Annotated in this window: 16 protein-coding genes and 2 pseudogenes; 6 read left to right on the top strand and 12 right to left on the bottom strand. The window is 68.9% G+C overall.

Annotated elements, in window-relative coordinates; all coding sequences use genetic code 11:
• Window positions 1-608: pseudogene (locus tag AC25Y0_RS07535) on the bottom strand (DEAD/DEAH box helicase); the annotation flags it as partial.
• A 386-nt stretch (window positions 609-994) separates the two neighbouring features.
• Here AC25Y0_RS07535 and AC25Y0_RS07540 point away from each other — a divergent pair.
• Window positions 995-1,612, top strand: a pseudogene (locus AC25Y0_RS07540) (hypothetical protein); the annotation flags it as partial.
• A 166-nt stretch (window positions 1,613-1,778) separates the two neighbouring features.
• On the opposite strand, the gene AC25Y0_RS07545 reads toward AC25Y0_RS07540, so the two are convergent.
• The 3 genes from AC25Y0_RS07545 to AC25Y0_RS07555 form a co-directional block, all read right to left on the bottom strand.
• Complete coding sequence (locus tag AC25Y0_RS07545; protein ID WP_488134462.1) at window positions 1,779-5,111, bottom strand: efflux RND transporter permease subunit; 3,333 nt, start codon at window positions 5,109-5,111, stop codon at window positions 1,779-1,781.
• 135 nt (window positions 5,112-5,246) lie between these two features.
• The gene (locus AC25Y0_RS07550; protein ID WP_488134463.1) at window positions 5,247-6,233 is read right to left on the bottom strand and encodes a DNA topoisomerase IB; all 987 of its coding nucleotides are present in this window, start codon (window positions 6,231-6,233) and stop codon (window positions 5,247-5,249) included.
• Window positions 6,234-6,237: 4 nt separating this feature from the next.
• Window positions 6,238-6,507, bottom strand: a complete 270-nt coding sequence (locus AC25Y0_RS07555) for a DUF7218 family protein (protein ID WP_488123755.1) — start codon at window positions 6,505-6,507, stop codon at window positions 6,238-6,240.
• A 199-nt stretch (window positions 6,508-6,706) separates the two neighbouring features.
• On the opposite strand from AC25Y0_RS07555, the gene AC25Y0_RS07560 reads away from it, so the two are divergent.
• On the top strand, window positions 6,707-6,868 hold the full coding sequence (locus AC25Y0_RS07560) for a hypothetical protein (protein WP_488123754.1): 162 nt from the start codon (window positions 6,707-6,709) through the stop codon (window positions 6,866-6,868).
• Between the two features lie 79 nt (window positions 6,869-6,947).
• On the opposite strand, the gene AC25Y0_RS07565 is transcribed toward AC25Y0_RS07560, so the two are convergent.
• Window positions 6,948-7,712 carry a MerR family transcriptional regulator gene (locus AC25Y0_RS07565; RefSeq protein ID WP_488134464.1) on the bottom strand — a complete coding sequence of 255 codons (765 nt, stop codon included), beginning with the start codon at window positions 7,710-7,712 and terminating at the stop codon, window positions 6,948-6,950.
• A gap of 158 nt (window positions 7,713-7,870) precedes the next feature.
• On the opposite strand from AC25Y0_RS07565, the gene AC25Y0_RS07570 reads away from it, so the two are divergent.
• Together AC25Y0_RS07570 and AC25Y0_RS07575 are read left to right on the top strand one after the other, a co-directional pair.
• Entirely contained in the window at window positions 7,871-8,722 is an 852-nt protein-coding gene (locus tag AC25Y0_RS07570; RefSeq protein WP_488134465.1) for a DUF4097 family beta strand repeat-containing protein, read from the top strand.
• The gene (locus tag AC25Y0_RS07575) at window positions 8,722-9,336 is read left to right on the top strand and encodes a PadR family transcriptional regulator (protein WP_488123818.1); all 615 of its coding nucleotides are present in this window, start codon (window positions 8,722-8,724) and stop codon (window positions 9,334-9,336) included. The genes AC25Y0_RS07570 and AC25Y0_RS07575 overlap by 1 nt, the downstream gene beginning before the upstream one ends.
• 53 nt (window positions 9,337-9,389) lie before the next feature.
• Here the strand turns inward: AC25Y0_RS07575 and AC25Y0_RS07580 are convergent, their stop codons facing one another.
• Window positions 9,390-9,926, bottom strand: coding sequence for a universal stress protein (locus tag AC25Y0_RS07580; RefSeq protein ID WP_488123751.1), 537 nt, complete (start codon window positions 9,924-9,926; stop codon window positions 9,390-9,392).
• A gap of 156 nt (window positions 9,927-10,082) precedes the next feature.
• On the opposite strand from AC25Y0_RS07580, the gene AC25Y0_RS07585 reads away from it, so the two are divergent.
• On the top strand, window positions 10,083-10,277 hold the full coding sequence (locus tag AC25Y0_RS07585) for a DUF3073 domain-containing protein (protein ID WP_488123750.1): 195 nt from the start codon (window positions 10,083-10,085) through the stop codon (window positions 10,275-10,277).
• Between the two features lie 9 nt (window positions 10,278-10,286).
• On the opposite strand, the gene AC25Y0_RS07590 is transcribed toward AC25Y0_RS07585, so the two are convergent.
• The 4 genes from AC25Y0_RS07590 to purM are packed head-to-tail and all read right to left on the bottom strand — an operon-like array spanning window position 10,287 to window position 15,311.
• The gene (locus tag AC25Y0_RS07590; protein ID WP_488123749.1) at window positions 10,287-11,519 is read right to left on the bottom strand and encodes an MFS transporter; all 1,233 of its coding nucleotides are present in this window, start codon (window positions 11,517-11,519) and stop codon (window positions 10,287-10,289) included.
• Window positions 11,520-11,553: 34 nt separating this feature from the next.
• A complete protein-coding gene (locus tag AC25Y0_RS07595; protein WP_488123748.1) occupies window positions 11,554-12,717 on the bottom strand; it encodes an acyl-CoA dehydrogenase family protein in 1,164 nt (387 codons plus the stop codon).
• 2 nt (window positions 12,718-12,719) lie between these two features.
• The gene (gene purF / locus AC25Y0_RS07600) at window positions 12,720-14,180 is read right to left on the bottom strand and encodes an amidophosphoribosyltransferase (protein ID WP_488123747.1); all 1,461 of its coding nucleotides are present in this window, start codon (window positions 14,178-14,180) and stop codon (window positions 12,720-12,722) included.
• Between the two features lie 9 nt (window positions 14,181-14,189).
• Window positions 14,190-15,311: a phosphoribosylformylglycinamidine cyclo-ligase gene (gene purM / locus AC25Y0_RS07605; protein ID WP_488134466.1), complete on the bottom strand. Its 1,122-nt coding sequence runs from the start codon at window positions 15,309-15,311 to the stop codon at window positions 14,190-14,192.
• A 71-nt stretch (window positions 15,312-15,382) separates the two neighbouring features.
• Between purM and AC25Y0_RS07610 the strand changes: the two genes are divergently transcribed.
• Window positions 15,383-15,976, top strand: a complete 594-nt coding sequence (locus tag AC25Y0_RS07610; protein WP_488134467.1) for a zinc-binding alcohol dehydrogenase — start codon at window positions 15,383-15,385, stop codon at window positions 15,974-15,976.
• A gap of 2 nt (window positions 15,977-15,978) precedes the next feature.
• Here AC25Y0_RS07610 and AC25Y0_RS07615 read toward each other — a convergent pair whose 3' ends face one another.
• Complete coding sequence (locus tag AC25Y0_RS07615) at window positions 15,979-16,341, bottom strand: potassium transporter Trk (RefSeq protein ID WP_488134468.1); 363 nt, start codon at window positions 16,339-16,341, stop codon at window positions 15,979-15,981.
• 75 nt (window positions 16,342-16,416) lie between these two features.
• A complete protein-coding gene (locus AC25Y0_RS07620; protein WP_488134469.1) occupies window positions 16,417-19,782 on the bottom strand; it encodes an HtaA domain-containing protein in 3,366 nt (1,121 codons plus the stop codon).
• Window positions 19,783-19,917 lie beyond the last annotated feature (135 nt).

A 19,917-nucleotide genomic window follows, 5' to 3' on the forward strand; every position in this document is an offset into this window, starting at 1 on the left:
CGGTCATCACGATCGAAACGAGGACGCTCACCCGAATCACGACGAGGGGCACGGTCATCACGATCAAAACGAGGACGCTCCTCGCGGCGGTAGGACGGGCGCGCGTCGCCGTGCGTGCGGCGCTCGGTGCGATCGGCCCGGTCGGCGTACGGCGGGCGAGCGCGGTCGCGGTCACCGGCGGGGCGCTCGGTGCGTGCCGCGGGGCGGCCGGCGCCGCGCGCGTCGCGGTCGGTGCGGTCGAACGAGCGCGAACCGCCCTGCGACGAGTACGAGGGCCGGTCCGAGCGTGCGCGCTCGTCGCGCCGCGGACGGTCCTCGTCGAAGCGGGGACGATCGTCCCGAGCGTGCGTGCGGATGCCGCGGGCCTCGTCGCGGCCCGCCTTCTCCTGCGCCGACCAGCGGCGCTTCGGCGCGGCGGTGTCGCTCTCGGCGGGGCGGTACCCGCGATGCTGCGGGCTCTTGCTGCCGGGCTTGTTCGTGTTGGCGCGACCGTCGCCTGCGGCATCCGGTCGGCGCTTGCGATCCTGGTACGAGCCCTTCTTCTCGCCGTAGCGGGGCTCGAAGTTCTTGGCGGGGCGACCGCCGGCGGGCTTCTTGTTCTTGGGCATGATGATGTCCTTGTGGGTTTTCTCGCACGAAACAGCGCCCGCGCAGGGCGCGGGCGTACCCGGACATCCGTCGGCCGGGGGCCATTTTCAGTGATGGTTCATGTGCGTCGATCGACGCTCACCATCGGCCCCTTTGGACTCACAAACCCATCCGCGCGTGCGATGAACACAGCGCGGTGTCCTGAAGCCGACTTGTCAACATTACCGGTCGCCAGCTGAAAGATCACCGGTCACCTATCCGCCAATACACCCATTACCCTATGAAGGGTCGGTGACTTGCCGTCAGCTGGGGAGAACTTAAGCCATCGGCATGCTCTCCGCACGAGCCGGGCCTGGGGGGGCCGGGTGTACACGTGCGAGGTGTTGCCGCTACCCACGGTAACTTTATGACCTTTCTGCTCTCGGAGCCGTCCCGACCCGTCACCCTCACCGACATCGGGGTGTCTGGGGCCCTTCCGAGACGAGCCGCTTCGCGTGCCTCGGGCTCGCACCGCCTGGGCACGCTCGCAACCGGCGCACTCGTGCTGGGCGTCGTCGTGGCGATCCTCACGACGAGCGACCCGTACTGGTGGCACCTGCACTTCTCACAGCTCGGCACGTTCCGGGACTTCTCGGCGCGCACGTTCAACGCGACGGTGATCGTGTCAGGCCTGCTCCTCACGGTGTACGGCATCGTGATCGGCGTCGACCTGCCCGAGCGGATCTCACGGCGCCGGGCGGCATGGATCCGGTGCTCGCTCTCGTCGGCCGGCGCGCACATGATGATGGTGGGGCTCATCCCGATCCCGGTCAGTTCACTCCTGCACGACCTCGCCGCGATCGGACTCGCGCTGTCGTTCCTGTCGTTCGTGGCCTCTGGCCTGCGCTGCCGTGCGCTCTCGAACGCGTTCCGCCGCTTCGCCGCGGTCGGTGTGATCCTGCTCGCGACGGGCATGGTCGTGCTCGCCGCCGGTCTCATCACGCTGGCGTTCTACGAGTTCGTCGCCTTCTCGACGATGGGCGTCTGGCTGCTGGGCCTTCCGCGCGCGCTCGGCGCACCCGAGGATGGGACCCTGGATGCCGCATCCGCCGTGCTCGTCGCCGACCCCTCGCCGCGCGGCGACACGCTGCCGACCTACCCTGCGCCGATCCGCGCTGTTCACTCGACCGAACGGGCGGCGCGCGTGCGCGTCAGTCGTCGCGCCCTGGCCGTTCCTCATCTGCGTCACCGGCAGCCGTGGCTTCGTCCGCCGGGTCACCCACGGAATCTGGCTCGGGCTCGAGTTCAGGCTCGGGCTCGCGCTCGTCTGCGGGTACGGACTGCCGCTCGGGCACGCTCTCGGGCTCGATTTCAGGCACGGGAGACATAGCGGCGGCCTTCTGGAGGCGCCGCTCGCGACGGGTCGCGGGAGCGCTGACCGTTGACGCGCCGACGACAACGGGCTCGCCGCGTCGCGCCTGACGGCGCTCCTTCGCACCCTCGACGAGGTTGTAGAGCGTCGGCAGCACGAGCAGTGTCAGCACGGTGGACGAGATCAGGCCGCCGATCACGACGATCGCGAGCGGCTGCGAGATGAACCCGCCCTGGCCGGTGATCCCCAGTGCCAGCGGCGTCAGCGCGAAGATCGTCGCCAGCGCGGTCATCAGGATCGGACGCAGGCGTCGCGAGCTTCCGGCGACGGTGGCATCGCGCGCGGACAGGCCCTTCTCCCGGTACTGATTGACGAGGTCCACGAGCACGATCGCGTTGGTGACGACGATGCCGATCAGCATCAGGACACCAATCAGGGATGCCACGCCCAGCGGCACGCCCGTGACGATCTGCAGCAGGATCGCACCGGTAGCCGCGAAGGGGACCGACACGAGCAGCAGGATCGGCTGTCGCAGCGACTTGAAGGTCGCCACCATGACGATGTAGACGATGAGGATCGCCGCGAGCAGAGCGAGGCCCAGCTGCGAGAAGGCATCCGCCTGCTGCGAAACCACGCCTCCCAGCGATGCATCGGCCGATGCCGGCAGCTCGGCGTCTGCCAGCGCGGTGGAGACGGTGGCAGACGCCGCCGTCAGATCATCGGTCGACGGCGTGACGGTCACCGTCGACGTGCGCTGACCGCGCTGGGTGGTGATCGAGGTCGGCCCCTCGCTCTCCTCGACGGTCGCGATATCGGACAGGGGAACCGGCCCGACGGCGGTCGGAACCGTGAGGGCACGCAGCTCGTCGAGGGTCGCGGGGGTCTGCGAGGCGGCGAGGTAGACCGTCAGCGTGGTGTCGCTGATCTCGACCGAGCCGACCTGCTGCGGACGCATCGTGTTCGATACCAGGGCGCCCACGGCGACCTCGGAGAGCCCGAGCGACGCGGCGGCGTCACGATCGACGTTGACGGCGATGTACGGAAGCGACGCGGAGAGGTTGCTCGTCACCTGGCTGAGTCCCTCGCCTCCGGCGAGCGCAGCGACGACGGCATCCGTGGCCTCCTGCAGCGTCGAGGTGTCCGGCGCCGTGACGTTGATCTCGATGTCGCTCGACCCGAAGCCCCCGCCACTCGCGGCGATCGCGATCTCACCCGCATCCTCGAGATCGGCGATGGCTTCCTGCACCTCTTCGCGCAGGAGCACCTGGTCGGCCTCGGGGCTCGTCGTGATCGAGTAGGTCACACCGCTGCCCCCACCCGAGAAAGCATCACGCAGCGCCGAGCCGCTCGATCCGATCGACACCTGCACCGTCTCGATGCCCTCGATGTCCGAGAGGACGGCCTCGACCTGTTCGGCTGCCGCGGACTCCGCTTCGAGCGATGCCGCCGGTCCGATGCTCTGCGTCATCGTGAAGGTGTTCTGTCCGGAGTCCCCGAGGAAGTTCGTCTTCATGAACGGCGCTGCGGCGGCTGTGCCGCCGAGCACGAGGACGGCCAGCAGAATCGTCGTCCAGGAGTGCTTCAGGGTCCAGTTCAGGATCGGCAGGTACGACTTCTGGAGGCGGCTGGGCGGGGCGGCGGGGTCTTCGGGGTCGACCGACCGCCCCTCGGCATCCAGGATCTGCTTGCCGGGGCGCAGGAACCAGTAGGCGAGCACCGGGACGATCGTGAGCGCGACGAAGAGCGACGCGAGCATGGCGATCGTGGTGGTGAGCGCGAACGGCCGGAACAGCTCGCCCGTGACGTCGTCGACGAACGCGATCGGCAGGAAGACTGCGACCGATGTGATCGTCGAGGCCGTGATCGCCGCGGCGACCTCACGGACACCGATCAGGATCGAGCGCGTCTTGTCGGCGTCACCGACGTAATGCCGCTTGATGTTCTCGATCACCACGATCGAGTCATCGACGACGCGTCCGATCGCGATCGTGAGCGCACCGAGCGTGAGGATGTTGAGTGAGTAGCCGAGGGACTGGATGCCGATGAACGTGATCAGCACGCTCGTCGGGATGGAGATCGCCGTCACGAGTGTCGAACGCACCGACATCAGGAAGACGAGGATCACCAGCACGGCGAACACGAGGCCGAGCAGGCCCTCTTTCGCGAGCGCGTCGATCGACTCCTGGATGTAGGGCGCCTGGTCGAAGACGACCGTGAATTCGGCCCCGTCGAGGTCGTCCTCCAACGCGGGGAGCACGGCGAGCACGCCCTTGCTCACGTCGACCGTGTTGGCGGCGGGCAGCTTGGTCACCGCGATCGTGAGCGCTGGCTCGCCGTCGACACGCGACACCGACGTGACGGGGTCCTGGTCCTGCACGACCGAAGCGACATCGCCGATCGTGAGCTCACCGGCGGCGAACTGCTCGGCCGAAGAGGGAACGAGCGGCAGCGCGGCGATCTGTTCGACCGAGTCGATCTTCGTGCCGGTCTGCACCGTGAGCGTCTGCCCGTCCTCGGTGATGTCGCCGCCGGGGAACAGCACGCCGTTCTGGTCGAGGGCGTCGGTGATCGCCTGCTGCGTGTAGCCCGCGGCCGCGAGCGCGGCCTGGTCGGGGGTGATCGTGACGCGCTGACCGATGCCGCCGACGATCTCGGCAGCATTGACGCCGTCGACGTCTTCGAGCTCGGGGACGACGAGGGACTCCAAGCGCGCCTGGATCGTCTCGGCATCGTCGTAGCCCGTCACGGCAAGCTGGATGACGGGGAAATCGTCGATGCTCGCGGAGATGACATTGGGCTCGACACCATCGGGCAGCTGACCCTGCACGCGGTTGATCGCCTGAGCGATCTTCTGCTCGGCCGTGGCGAGGTTCGTCCCGTACGAGAACGACGCCTGGATGACCGACGCGTTCGTCGTGCTCGTCGCCGTCGTGGTTTCAAGGCCCGGAACGCCCTGGATGGCCGCCTCGATCGGGGTGGAGACGTCATTGTTGACGACCTCGGGCGACGCACCGGGGTAGGCCGAGACGACGATGAGCGCCGGGAACTCGATCGAGGGGATGAGCTCCTGCTTGAGGCTCGTCAGTGCGAGCCCACCGAAGATCGCGGCAACGATCGTGATGAGCGCGATGAGCGCACGGTTCTTCAAGCTCAAGACGGCGAGGTTCGACACGTGTGCCCTTGCGTGATCGTGAGGGATGCCGCGGCCCGATGCTCGCGCTGCGGAGCCATCGCGACGGATACGAATGTGTATCCGGCTCAGTATCCCACGACGCTTGCGGGGGCTGGGCCGAGAGTCGAAGCGCGCTCACCGGGGCCGGCGACGGCCCGAGCGCACGATGAGGTCCTGGATCGCCGACTCGGGCGTGACGCCGAGGTCGAGCAGCTGTCCGCGCGCGTACGCCTGGAAGACCCGCGGATCGATGTAACTCCCCCGTGCGACGGCGGGGGTGTTGCCCAGCGCCGCGGCCGTGGCGTCGACGGCGAGCTTCTCGGCCTGCGATCGCTGGCGGGCCGTGGCGACGAGCCCGATCCGGGCGAGAGTCTCTGCGGCGAGGATCGTGCCGCGGAGCGTGCGGAAGTCCTTCGCCGTGAACCGGCCGCCCGTGAGGGCTCGCACCTGCTCGTTGACGTCGCCGGGCCGCAGCGCGACGCGGCGCCTGCCGCGGCTGTACGCGAGCAGAGCGGCGCTCGGGCGCCCGGCGACGAGAAGCGGCATGACGACGGCGAGGTCATCGTCGCTGATCTCCAGCAGCGCCCGCTGGCCGCTCTTGCCGGGGAACGACAGCGTCACGACGGAGTCGTCGACGATGGCGTGACGACGCTGCAGGGTCGTCAGCCCCCGGCTGCCGTGCCGATCCAGGTAGCGTGTCGAGCCCACGCGCGGCGCCGCGGTGTCCAGCAGCCGGAAAGCGACGGCCAGCACCCGCTCGCGGTCGAGTTCGTCTGCACGCAATGCCACCGTGACGCGCCGCCGCGCGCTCGGCAGCGCCGCGGCCAGATCGAGCGCGCGGGCGAACTTGCCACGGTCGCGTCGTGCCCGCCATTCGGCGTGATAGACGTACTGGCGACGACCGGCGGCATCCGTCCCCACCGCCTGGATGTGCCCGAAGGGCTCGGCCGAGATCCACACGTCCTGCCAGGCCGGGGGGATGACGAGCTGCGAGATGCGGTCGCGGTCTTCGGCGGAGACCGTCTCGCCATCGTCGCGCTGGTAGCGGAATCCCGAGCCGGAGCGCACACGGCGCAGCCCCGGGTCATCGTCGGGACGCACCCGGGTGAGTCGCTGGGCCATGCCGTCAGTGGTTGCGGAGCATCGAGATCAGCTCCGGCTTGCGGACACCGGAGTAGCCCGTGATGCCCAGCTCCTTCGCCCGGCCCCGCAGCTCCGCGACCGTCCAGTCCTCGTAGTCGCCGGCTTTGCCGCCGCGCCGACCGACTTCTTCGGCTCCGTCGCGGGCAGCTGCGTTCGAGATGCGGGCGGCCTTCTCTTTCGACGCGCCGTCGCCCCGCAGCTCTTCATAGAGCTCGGGGCTCTTCAGACTGCTCGATCCGCGGCCTCGGGGCATGGCTCCTCCTTCGTCGTGCGTCGAACCTATGGCGGCGCGGGTCACCGCCGCAGGGGCTTGACACCCGCCCGCCCTATCACCAACCGATTCCGGGGTGCAACCCCTGTCGGGGTTTGCGGCGAGGGTGGCACGGTAGATGAGTGCTCATGATGCACGCGGCGCGATTGAGTTCGCGCCGTTCCACGAGGGAGGACTCTCCATGAACATCGCGCTGATCATCATCATCGTCGTCGCCATCGTGCTCGCCATCGTCGGCGGTCTCGGCGAGGCCTTGAGCTGGCTCCTGTGGGTTGCACTGATCGTCGGAGTCATCGCGCTCATCGCGCTGTTGTTCCGACTCATCAGCGGTAGCCGCGCCTAAGTTCGCGTCGCGCTGTCGGGGCGCGACGCTGAGAGAACGGATGCCGCAGACCTTCGGGTCTGCGGCATCCGTTCTTTTTTCAGAGGTTCGCGTGGGCGTACACCCGTAGCGCGTCGCGCACGAACTCCGCGCCTGCTGTGCCTCCGGCATCCGTCGCGTAGTTCGCACCGAATCGCGGGTCGGCAACGTACATCTCGCCGAGCCCCAGCACGTATCCCTTGATCTTGTCGGGCGCCGTCGGTGCGCCGGGCACCGACCTCAGCCACTCGACGTGCCTCTGCGCGAGCGCCTGTGCGAGGTCGCCGTCGATCGGCGTTTCGCTCTGAGCGGCCGCGATCCAGTCGCGGTTGAGGTCGGCGACGCGTCGCATCTCGGCTGCCTTCGCGGTGCCGTCCTGCCCTTGCCACCAGTCCTCGCTCGCCTGATAGGCGTCGGCACCCCAGCGCTGTTGCACTTCTTCCTTGTACTGCGTGTTGTCGAAGCCATCGAACATGGTGTCTGCCATGAGTTCTTCACCCCCTCTCCGTGCGTTCAAAGTGGACTTGACCGAGGCGATCTGCCGCGCCCGTCGCTCCTGTTCCTGGTGAAGCCAGGCGAGATGCCCTTCGAGCGCCTGGTCTTCAGAGACGCTGCGCTCGAGGACCCGCGCGATCTGCGGCAATCCCAGACCGAGTTCGCGCAGCAGCAGGATCCGCTGCAGCCGCACGAGCGCGGTCTCGTCGTAATACCGGTAGCCGTTCGCGGCGATCCGCGACGGCGGGAGAAGACCGAGCTGATCGTAATGACGCAGCGTGCGACTCGTCGTCCCGGTGATCTTCGCGATCTGCTGAATCGACCATTCCATGTGCATCCCTCCCTGTCGTCACCATCAAGAGTCACCGTAAAGGTTGACGTCGCGTAAACGTCAAGTGGGTGTTTCCTGAGTCTCGACCAGAAACGCGATATATCGTGTTACGGTCGGCACACGCGATATATCGCGAAATTACAAACTCTGGAGGAGTTATGGACTACGAGAAGTGGGTCGTCCACCCCGGCGAAACGCGCGTCATCGACATCGAGTCCGTGCGCTCGCTCAAGATCGGACTCGTCGGCGGTCAGATCGACGTCGTCGCACACGACGAGCCCGGCATGCGGATCGAAGTGCACAGCGTGACCGTGAAGGACCTGCGGATCGATGTCACCGACGGCACCGTCGAGATCGATCATCCGCAGCTGCGGTGGGACAACTTCCTCGAGGTGTTCCGCAACTTCGGCGACGGCGGCCCGAAAGCCGAGATCAGCGTGGCCGTGCCGCGATCCCTCGCCCTCACCCTCGGCGTCGTGTCGGCGAGCGCGCTCGTGACCGGACTCGGCAGCGACGCGCGGCTCAACACCGTTTCGGGCGACATCATCGTCGACGGGCTCACCGGTGACGTGACCGTCAACGCCGTCTCGGGCGACGTCCAGCTGCGCGGACTCGACGGATCACTGTCGGCGAACAGCGTCTCGGGAGACGTCGCCGTCACGGGAACCCTGCGCAAGACGACGATCGACACCGTCTCTGGGGCCGTGCTGGTCGATTCCGACGGCCCGGTCCACGCCGTCAACCTCAACACCATCTCGGGCAACGCGACCATCCGGCTCGACGAGAGCCTCGCCGCCAACTACGTCGTGCGCAGCGTCAGCGGACGCGTGCAGATCGACGGCACCGTGCGCTCGGGGACAGGCCCCGGTCCCGCGACGAACTACACGGGCTCGACGGGGGAACTCAGCGGCACCTTCGCCGACATCCGCTCGAACTCGGTCTCGGGTGACCTCACCGTGCTGCGCCGCGCGGGCGGGTCCACCCCCATCGCTGAAGAGGGGGAATGGTGATGGGCCCGGTCTTCTCGCACGGCGACCTGCGCCTGTACCTGCTGAACCTGCTCGATGAAGGGCCGCGCCACGGCTACGACATCATGCAGGCCCTGTCCGATCGCACGGGTGGCACCTACACCCCGAGCGCCGGCACGGTGTACCCGCGCCTGGCGAAGCTCGAGGAGGAAGGCCTGGTCACCAAGTCCGTCGACGGCCGCAAGACCGTCTACGAGATCACCGAGGCCGGTCGCGCCGAGGTCGCCGCACGCGCCGATGACCTGCAGGGCATCGAGGCGGGCCTCGCCGACAGCGTGCGACTCATCGCCGATGAGGTTCGCGGAAGCGTACGCGAGGCGATGAAGAGCTTGCGCGCCGACCTCGCGGCGGCGAGCAAGCAGGAGCGCGCGAAGGCGACGTCGGCTCCCCCCGCGCCCGTCGATGACGTGCGTGGTCGCAGCCGCGAGCAGCTGCACCGTGCCGATGCGATCGTGAACGAGTTCCGCGGGCGCGTGCGCACAGAACTCCGCTCGCACGTCGCGCGGGGCGGTGAGCTCGCGGCATCCGTTGTCGATGAGCTCGAACGCGCCGTCGACGAAGCCGCTCGCGCCGTCACCCGCGCTCTCAAACCCTGACCTCTGCCCGCGAAACGGCAACGGCAGCGCCGTTGCCGTTTCGTCGTCACGGGTCAGATGGGCCAGACGTCCTCGTCATCGGGGACCGGATCCCCCAGCGGCACGACGAGTACCGGCCGGTATTGGCGGTGCGAGAGGCGCGCCGCGACGGAGCCCGTGAAGAACTCACGAATCGACTCGCCCATGCCCCGCTTTCGCGTGCCGACGACGATGAGTTTGGCGTCCACCCGCTCGGCCAGGTGCTTGAGCGCGAGGGCGGGGTCGCCCACGAGCTGCCGCACCGTCCACGCCAGCCCGGTTCCGTCGAGAACGGCGGATGCCGCCGCGCGAACACTCTCGAGCGCACCCTCGCCCGACGAGACATCGATATCGATGGGCACGGAGTTCACATAGCCGTCGGGGTCTTCGTACGTCACGAATCGCGTCACGTCGACGTGCACGACGATGAGCGGAGCCCCCAGCAGTCGCGCGTAGCGGGCCGCTTCCTTCAGCACCCGAGGGGACTGGTCGGGGATGATCCCGGCCAGGACTGCACCTCGAAAGGAATCGTCGGCGCGCGCGTCGGGAGGTCGGACTTCTTCGTCGGCCATGCGTCCTCCGCATCTCGAGCAGCCCGAGCAGCTCGCGAACCGCCGTGGTCTCGGGCGTGCGTGGTATTCTGAATGCTACTCTTCCCGGCCACATGCCGGATCGTGAATGCGTCGGGCCCGCGCTATGTACGCGGCTCAGAAGTGAGGGGGTCTCGCATGGGGCGTGGCCGTCAGAAGGCGAAGCACACAAAGATCGCTCGCGAACTGAAGTCGTTCAGCCCGAGCGTCAACTATGCAGCGCTCGAGCGTGAGCTTGCTCACCCGTCCACAGACGACGAATACGTCGATAAGTGGGCCACCGAAGACGAGGACGAGGACGAAGACACGTACTCGTACGGCACGACAGCCTGACCCGACCGGTCACCAGGCTCCGTGCCGCTGCTCCCAGGCGTCTTCGACTGTCTGGGAGCGCGCTGCGACGACCCCTGCGGGGATCAGCGTGAGGAGCGTTACGCCGATCAGCGCGAGCGGCAGGGTCCACGATGCCGTCGCGTCGTGCAGCAGCCCGAACGCGAGCGGGAAGACCGCCGCGATGCCGTAGCCGATGCTCTGCACGAACCCGCTCAAGGCGACGGCGCCCTCGTGCGTGCGCGTGCGGATCCCGAGGAGCACGAGGCTGAGCGGGAACAGCAGCGAGGCGACCCCGAGCAGCACGGTCCACACGGCCGGAGCGAGCGACGGCGCGACGAGCAGCCCTGCGATGCCGCCGAGGCCCGTCACGACGGCGACCGCAAACAGCACCCGGGTGGCCTGGAAGCGCACGACGAGCATGGGCACGAGCAGCGAGCACGGCATCCCGATCGAGGCGAACAGCGCGAGCATTGCGCCGGCCTCAGCCGGTGAGAGCCCCGCGATGTCGACGAGCACCTGCGGGTACCACGCGAAGAAGACGTAGGCGACGATGGCCGACACCGTGAAGGTGACCACGAGCGCCCACACCAGCGGGAGCCGCCACAGCCGGCCGAAGACGCGCGGGTGAACCACCTCGATGTCGTCGGCGGACACCCCCGCGCGCCTCCCCCGGGCGACGAGGATGACCCAGGGGATCATCGCGACGGTGGCGAAGACCGCCCACACGCCGAGGGAGAGCCGCCAGGACGCGGCCTCGGCGACGGGAACCGCGATGAGCGGCGGCGTGAACGTCGCGATCGCCAGCATCGTGGAGTACACCGACGTGACGAGGCCGATGCGATCGGGGAAGTACTTCTTCACCAGCGGCGGCAGCAGCACGTTGCCGACCCCGACCGCGGCGAAGATGAGCGCCGTCGCGAGCAGGAGGGTCGTCGCGTCGACGGCGAAGCCGCGCAGGACGAGCCCCACCGCCACGACGACCATCGCGGCCAGTCCCGTGCGCTCGAGCCCGAAGCGGCGCTCGAGGATCGGGGTGACGAAGCCGAACACGGCGTAGCAGACCGGCGGCGCGGTGCCGATGAGACCGACCACGGCGGCGGGCACCGTGAAGTCCTCGCCGATCTTGTCGAGAAGCGGCGAAAGGGATGCCACGGCGGTGCGCAACGAGAACGCGAACAGCACGATCCCGATGAGGGCGATCGCGCGACCCCGCCAGAGCGAGCGCGAGGGGGCCGATGTCACCCCGCAAGCTTAGGGCGGCCGGCAGGCCCGTTCGTCACCCGCGAAAGGCGGCGTGACCCGTGATGTGCTGGCCCAGGATGAGCGTGTGTACTTCGTCAGTGCCCTCGTACGTGCGCACCGACTCGAGGTTGTTGGCGTGCCGCAGGGGCGAATAGTCCAGCGTGATGCCGTTGCCGCCGAGCACCGTGCGCGCGTCACGGGCGATGTCGATCGCGATGCGGGTGTTGTTGAGCTTCGCGACCGAGATCATGTGGTGCTCGAGCTTGCCGGCATCCTTCAATCGCCCCAGACGCAGGGCGAGGAGCTGCGCCTTCTGGATCTCGAGCGCCCAGTTCACGATCTTCTGCTGCGTCAGCTGGAACGCTGCGAGCGGCTTGCCGAACTGCATGCGCGTCTGCGCGTACGCGAGGGCCTGGTCGAAGCTGTCGCGGGCGGCGCCCACGGCGCCCCACGCGATGCCGTAGCGCGCCTCGTTCAGGCAGGAGAACGGTCCCTTGAGTCCTGTGACGCCCGGCAGCAGGGCCTCGGCGGGCAGGCGGACGTCGTCGAAGGCCACATCGCACTGGAGTGAGGCCCGCATCGACAGTTTGCGCTCGATCGGCGTCGCCCGGTAGCCCGCCGTGTCCGTCGGCACGAGGAACCCTCGCACCCCCTCATCGGTCTGCGCCCAGACGACGGCGACGTGCGCGATCGAGGCGAGACCGATCCAGCGCTTGGCGCCGTTGAGCACCCAGCCGTCGCCGTCGCGCCGCGCGGTCGTCTGCATCGTGCCGGGGTCCGAGCCCGCGGTCGGCTCGGTCAGTGCGAAGCATCCGAGCACCTCGCCGCGCGCCATCGGCGGCAGCCACGTGGCTTTCTGCTCATCGGAGCCGTGCTTGTGGATCGCCGACATCGCGAGCGACCCCTGCACCGAGACGAAGGTGCGGATGCCGGAATCCCCCGCCTCGAGCTCTTGCATCGCGATCCCGTACTCGGTCGCCGAGCGGCCCGCGCCGCCGTAGCCGTCGAGGTGCATGCCGAGCAGACCGAGCTCGGCCATCTCGGGAACGAGCTCGACGGGAAAGACCGCCTCATCGAACCACCGCGCGATGTTGGGCCGGATGCGCCGGTCGACGAACTCCCGCACCGTCGCACGCGTCTCGAGCTCAGCAGCGGTGAACTCGTCGTCGAGATTCAGCAGGTCAGCGGCGGTGCCCACGGTCAGCTCTCCTGAGAGCCTTCCACCCAGGCGAGGTACTCCTCGGACACCGTGCCGGTGACGTAGCGGCCGTCGAAGCAGCTCATGTCGAGGTCGTCGACGTCTGATCCTTCGAGGATCGCGGCCTTGAGGTCCTCGACCTCCTGGTAGACCATGTAGTCGGCGCCGAGCTCCTCGGCGATCTCGGGGATCGTGCGCCCGTGGGCGACGAGTTCGTGGCGCGAAGGCATGTTGATGCCGTACACGTGCGGGTAGCGCACGGGGGGCGCCGCCGAGGCGAAGGTCACCGTCTTGGCACCGGCATCGCGGGCCATCTGGATGATCTCCTTCGACGTCGTGCCGCGCACGATCGAGTCGTCGATCAGCAGCACGTTCTTGCCCTTGAACTCGCTCGACATCGCGTTGAGCTTCTGTCGGACGCTCTTCTTGCGCACGGCCTGGCCGGGCATGATGAACGTGCGGCCGATGTAGCGGTTCTTGTAGAAGCCCTCGCGGTACTCGATGCCGAGCTTGCGCGCGACCTGCATCGCCGCGGGGCGCGACGACTCCGGGATCGGCATGACGACGTCGATCGCCTCCATCGGCGTGTGCTTGGCGATCGTGGCGGCGAGGCGGTCGCCCATGCGCAGACGCGCCTCGTACACCGAGATGCCGTTCATGATCGAGTCGGGGCGCGCGAGGTAGACGTACTCGAACGAGCACGGCACCAGCCGCGGGGCAGCCGCGCACTGCTGCGTGTGCAGGGTGCCGTCGAGGTCGACGAAGACGGCCTCACCCGGAAGCACGTCGCGGACGACATCGAAGCCGGCGTTCTCGAGCACGAGCGACTCGCTCGAGACGACCCACTCGGACGAGCCGTCGGCGGCCTGACGCGTGCCCAGGATGAGCGGGCGGATGCCGAACGGATCGCGGAACGCGAGCAGCCCGTAGCCGGCGATGAGCGCGATCGCGGCGTACGAGCCCTCGACGCGCTCGTGCAGCCGCTGAACGGCGTCGAAGACCTGCGCGGGTTCGAGTTCGACTCCCGAGATGACGGACTGCAGCTCGTTGGCGAGCACGTTCACCAGCAGCTCGGTGTCGCTGGTCGTGTTCAGGTGGCGACGGTCGGTGCGGAAGAGCTCCTGGGTGAGCTCGCGCGTGTTCGTGAGGTTGCCGTTGTGGACGAGCACAATGCCGTAGGGAGCGTTGACATAGAAGGGCTGGGCCTCTTCTTCGCTGCCCGCCTGCCCCTTGGTGGCGTAGCGGACATGCCCCAGGCCGAGGTTGCCCAGCAGGGCCCGCATGTCGCGCGTGCGGAAGGCCTCACGCACCTGACCGCGTTCCTTGTGCACGTGGAAGGTGCCGCTCGGCTCTGCCGTTGCGATCCCGGTCGAATCCTGCCCGCGGTGCTGCAGCAGCAGCAGGGCGTCGTAGATCTCCTGATTGACGGGGCCGCGCCCCGTCATGCCGACGATTCCGCACATAGGGGGTCGTTACGCTCCGCTGGTCTGGCTGTAGCTGCCGACGAGGCGCACCGCTCCGCCGTCGACGCCCTTGGCGCCCTGGTCGAACTCTCCCGACGGTCGCGCACCCGTGCGCACCATGCCGACGGGCCACGTCGTGATCCCCTGCTGCGTGAGAGCGGATGCCGCGGCTTCGGCGACATCGCTCGCGACGACGGCGAGGAACCCGATGCCGAGGTTCCATGTGCCCTCGGTGCTCTCGAGCGACAGGTCGCCGAGCTCGGCGAGCACGCGGAAGACGGGGGGCGGCGACCAGGTCGAGCGATCGACTTCGACCCACGTTCCCTGCGGCAGGACGCGCGCGAGGTTCGCCGCGATGCCGCCGCCGGTGACATGACTGAGGGCGTGGATGCCGTCGAAGCTGTCGGTCAGGCGCAGGAGCGGGCTCGTGTAGAGCCGCGTCGGCTCGAGCAGGGCCTCGCCCCACGTCGTGCCGAAGTCTGCCGCGTTGTCGGCGTACTGGATGCCGACGCGAGCGACGATGTGGCGCACGAGCGAATAGCCGTTGGCGTGCAGACCGCTCGAGGCGAGGGCGAGCACGACGTCGCCCGTCTGCACGCGGTCGGCGCCCAGCACGCGATCGGCCTCGACGACACCCGTCGCCGCACCCGCGACGTCGTAGTCGTTCGGTCCGAGGAGCCCGGGATGCTCGGCGGTCTCGCCGCCGACGAGGGCGGTGCCCGTCTCGGCGCACCCGGCCGCAATGCCGCGGACGATGTCGGCGATGCGCTCGGGCACGACCTTGCCGCACGCGATGTAGTCGGTCATGAAGAGGGGCTTGGCGCCCACCACGACGATGTCGTCGACGACCATCCCGACCAGGTCGAGCCCGATCGTGTCGTGCTTGTCGATGGCCTGCGCGATCGCGACCTTCGTGCCGACGCCGTCGGTGCTCGTCGCGAGCAGCGGCTTGTCGTAGCTCTTCAGCGCGGCCGCGTCGAAGAGCCCGGCGAATCCGCCGACGCCGCCTCGGACCTCAGGTCCGTGCGTCTGCCGCACGGCGGACTTCATGAGTTCGACGGCGAGATCGCCGGCAGCCGTATCGACACCGGCTTCGGCGTAAGGGTTGGGGGAGGTGGGAGAGGACGCCACGGGATTCAGCCTACCGTCCTGGAGCACACCGAAACCGCGCCGACGAAGGGGCGCCGCCTACAATGGGCGGCATGAGCAGCACTGCGCAGTGGCTCGTCCGCGAGGACGCGGCCGAGTCGGTGCTCGTCGCCCTGTATCTGCGGCAGGTGCTGGGGATCCGCTTTCCTGACGAGTTGCCACAGCTGCGCAGCGTCCCCCCGCGTGCGAGTGGACCCGCACAGGACGACCTCGACGCATTCGAGGCCCCCTGGCGGGACTACTGGAACATGACGGTGGAACCCCTCGCGAACCCGTCACCCGCACCGCTCGACCTCGTGCCGGGCTTCGGCACCCTCGTCGCCCTGCCCGGCGACGCAAGTGCGCTGCGCGCGGCGATCGAGCCGCACGCATCCGAAGCCGTCGCCTATGCGAAGGCGGCGCACGCGCGCTACCGGGCCGGAACAGGCGGCGGCAGTGACCGCGCGTACGCGAGCGCGATCGCCGAGCACGAGCGCCGGGTGGGGCGCCCGGCGCACCCGTTCGAGCTCAACGTGCAGGTGCTGCCGCTGACGCAGCGCGGCGTGTGGTGGATCGGCAGTCTCACGATCGCGGTCACCGACGGCCTGCGCGCCGACATCGCGGCGTTCGACTCGGCGGTTCACCCGATCATCGCCGAGCTGGCCTGAACTCAGTCTTCGTGGACCGATTCGTGGTCGATCGTCACGTCACGGGTGCGCTTGCGGGACCGGCGGTCGAAGACGAGCGCGACGAGGGCTCCGAGGACGATGCCGATCGGGACGCAGCCGAGGATGAGGAAGCCGAAGACCTGGCCCCGTGAGTACACGATGCCCGTGTAGCGGCTCACATCGAGCGACCCGTCGAACGCGTACGTCAGGACCAGTGCGACGACGATGCCGACTGCCGCGCCCAGCAGCATGAAGACCCAGATCCTGGGGGCTCGGCGCATGCGCACGACCTCGCGACGATCATCGATGCGAGGAGCGGATGCCGCGTGGTCGGGCTGTTCGGGGGTCTGTGCCATGTCGGCCATTCCCCCATTGTCCCACCTGCGACGACGACAGGGCCCCGCGGAGGCCATCCGGGGGCGCTGTCGTCACTCAGATCGTCAGGCGGACCGGCGACGAGCCACGACGACCCACACGACCGCGCCGATCACGATGACCAGGGCGAGGCCGCCGACCGCCCACGGCCACACCGCGGCGGCCTCGTCGGGCTCCACGGCGTCACGCTGGGCCTCGGCGGCGACAGGTGCGTCCGCGGTGACGGCCACGGCGGGTTCGCCGCAGTCGTCCGAGACCGGGATGACCGCCGAGACGGGGTCCATCTGCTCACCCGCGGGATACGTACCGAAGGCGACCGAGCCCGCATCGGTCAGCGTCGAGGCGAGACCATCGAGCACGAGAGCACCCGAGGCGACCTCGAGGTCGGGCAGCGCGAACTCGACGAATCGCACGCCTTCGTCGGCGACGACTTCGCCCGCCTGCGTCGTGCCGAGCACGTCGAACACGAGGTATCCGACATCGCCCGCGAGCTCGATGCGCGCATTATCGAGCGTCGTGTCGAGCACGTCGTCGTGGCCGCGGAACCGGACGCTGCCGTCGAACGCGACGAGACCCGTGCCGGCCTCGAGATCGACGGGGCCCGTGCCCTCCGACCAGACGAACTCGGGGTACACGTATTCGACGCCGACGACATCCCAGCCGCCCTTGCCGATGCCCTCGATGTAGGTGCGGAACCCTTCACGGAAGCCCCAGTTCAGGGTCGCTCCGGTCACGACGCAGCCCGCGAGGGCCTCCGCCTCGCGTGCGAGCGTGAAGCGCACTCCCCGATCGACCGATCCCTGGAAGGTCAGCGTGTGCTCCCCGTCGGCGAGGGTCGCCGGGAGCGATCCCTGCCACGTCGCGGTGCCCGCGGCATCCGCCGTCACTTCGCCGAGCAGGACGGGCGTCGAGTACACGACGACACGGATGCCGGGTTCGTTCGGCTGGAAGCCGGATGCCGAGATCACGACCGACTCGCCGGCCTCGAGCGCGGCCCGCGTCGCGTCGTCGAGCTGGATGCCCTCGGTCGCCGGCGGCGTCGCGGGCAGCTCGGTGCGCGCGCCGGGGGCAGCTGCTGCCACGGTGCCCGATGAACCGACGGGCGCGAAGCCCGCCGCACCCACGGTGAAGGTGATCGGATCGAGCGCCGTGGAGAAGCCGTTGAGCACGCGGTTGAGCCCCGCGCTCGTGAGCGACACGGGCGCCCCGGCGAAGGTGACGGCCCCGTTCGAGGTCGTCTTGGTCGCCGCGCCGAGGTTGATGTCCGCGAAGTGCACCTGCGACCCGGCAGAGGCGACGTACAGCGCCGCAGAGGTGGGAGAGGTCGCCCGGATCTGCGGGTTCGCGACGGTGACGTCGAGCACGCCGGCGTGCGCCGTGAACCGGACCGCGCCGAGGTACGACACCGAGCCCGTCCCTGCCGCCGCATCGAAGGTCGCGCCCGCGGCCTGCCCGAACTGAAAGAGTCCGTTCGCGCGCGTCGCGCCGCCGCTCACGGCGATGCTGCCCTTCGCGAAGGTCGTGATGTAGTTCGTGAAGCTCGACGAGAGCGCCCAGCTCAGCGAGCCGGATGCCACGGGGATGCCCGGCGCGACCGGAGTCACGGGTTCAGCGGGGTCGACCGGGGCCGGCGGGGTCGTGCCGGGGAAGAGCGCGGTCCACTGCGCACCCGTGATCGGCACGTCGGCGCGCGCGAAGATCGTCTCGGCGTTCGGCGCCGCATGCTGTTTCCACACGATCACCTCGTAGCGCTTGGAGCGATCCAGCTTCGACGTTTCGGCGATGAGGGTGAAGCTCGTCGCGCCGTCCGTCACGGTCGGGAACGGCAGTGCGAAGGCGACGTAACCGCCGTCGGTGTCGAGCAGCGCCTCGGTGCCCTTCTCGATCATCGCGGCGTACACGCCGGACACCGATCCGAGCCCCGACGCCTGCACGCGCACCGTCGCGCCCTTGGCCTGCGAGGCCGCCGTCACCGAGGCCTCGGCGGAGGGGCCGGCCGGCTTCGCGAAGGCGAGCGGGGTATACGTCTCGAACCCGGCGTACTTGGCACCGGAACCCGAGTACGTGTAGATGCCGTAGTTGCCCGAGACGACCTCGTCAGCCTGCGCAACCGTCAACTCGATCTCGAACGAACCATCCGCCGCGATCGCGAACCCACCGCTGGCAGCATTCACCGCACCACCGAAATCAGCCGCAGCCACACCCCAACGGTCCTCGAACACCGTGCGCGCGGACGACGGCGCACCCGCCGACGGACGCCACGAATCAGCGAACGCACCGAACACGACATACGCGCCACCGAACTTGCCCATCAGCGGCGGACGCGTGCCCGTCGTGCCCGGCTCATCCGGAACGAACCCAGAACCCGTCACCGTCACCGTCTCACCCGCGGGATCCAGACCCGACGTCTTCGACACCGACACCGAAGGAACCGGAGCGGCCGGCTTCGCGAAGGCGAGCGGGGTATACGTCTCGAACCCGGCGTACTTGGCACCGGAACCCGAGTACGTGTAGATGCCGTAGTTGCCCGAGACGACCTCGTCAGCCTGCGCAACCGTCAACTCGATCTCGAACGAACCATCCGCCGCGATCGCGAACCCACCGCTGGCAGCATTCACCGCACCACCGAAATCAGCCGCAGCCACACCCCAACGGTCCTCGAACACCGTGCGCGCGGACGACGGCGCACCCGCCGACGGACGCCACGAATCAGCGAACGCACCGAACACGACATACGCGCCACCGAACTTGCCCATCAGCGGCGGACGCGTGCCCGTCGTGCCCGGCTCATCCGGAACGAACCCAGAACCCGTCACCGTCACCGTCTCACCCGCGGGATCCAGACCCGACGTCTTCGACACCGACACCGAAGGAACCGGAGCCGGCTCGATCGGATCGACAGGAGTCGTCGGCTCGGGGTCCGGGGTCGGTTCGGGGTCGGGCGTCGGTTCGGGGTCGGGCAGCGCCTGCCAGTCGAGGGCGAGCGTCGCGTTCTGGCTGGGGTCACCCATGCCCTGCCCGTGCGCCTTCGAGGCGTAGACGGCGTACTGCACGCCCTCGGTGTAGGCGGGAACGGTCAACTGCACCTGGAAGGACCCGTCTGTCGCCATCGGGGCGGTGCGCTGTCCGTCGCCCGCACCTTCGACGTTGCCGACGGCGAGCCAGACCACATCGGTGATCTGCGCGCTGCCGAGATAGAACCCCGGCAGTCCCACGGGGCCGACGCCGATGTAGACGCCCGGCGCAGCACCGGCGAAACCGGAACCGGTCACGGTGACCGTGCCCCCGGCGCGCGGTGCCGCGTCGGCGGACAGCGCGGGGCCGGCCGCGACGGCCGCCGGGGCGCTGATCGCACCGGCGATCACGAGGAAGAGGGCGAGAAGCGCCGCGATCACGGCCTTGCCGCGATGGAGGACGGGCAGTGTGGACACGATGTCTCCGGCTCTGCCGACGCACGCAGGGCAGCGTGGGCCGGTGCGTCGATGCAAGCGGGTGGGATTCGATATTTAGGTGTGGCTTACCTAAACTCGACTCGACCGTAAGGCAGCATCCGCGCCACCGTCAAA

The organism is Microbacterium sp. Y547 (assembly GCF_057669785.1).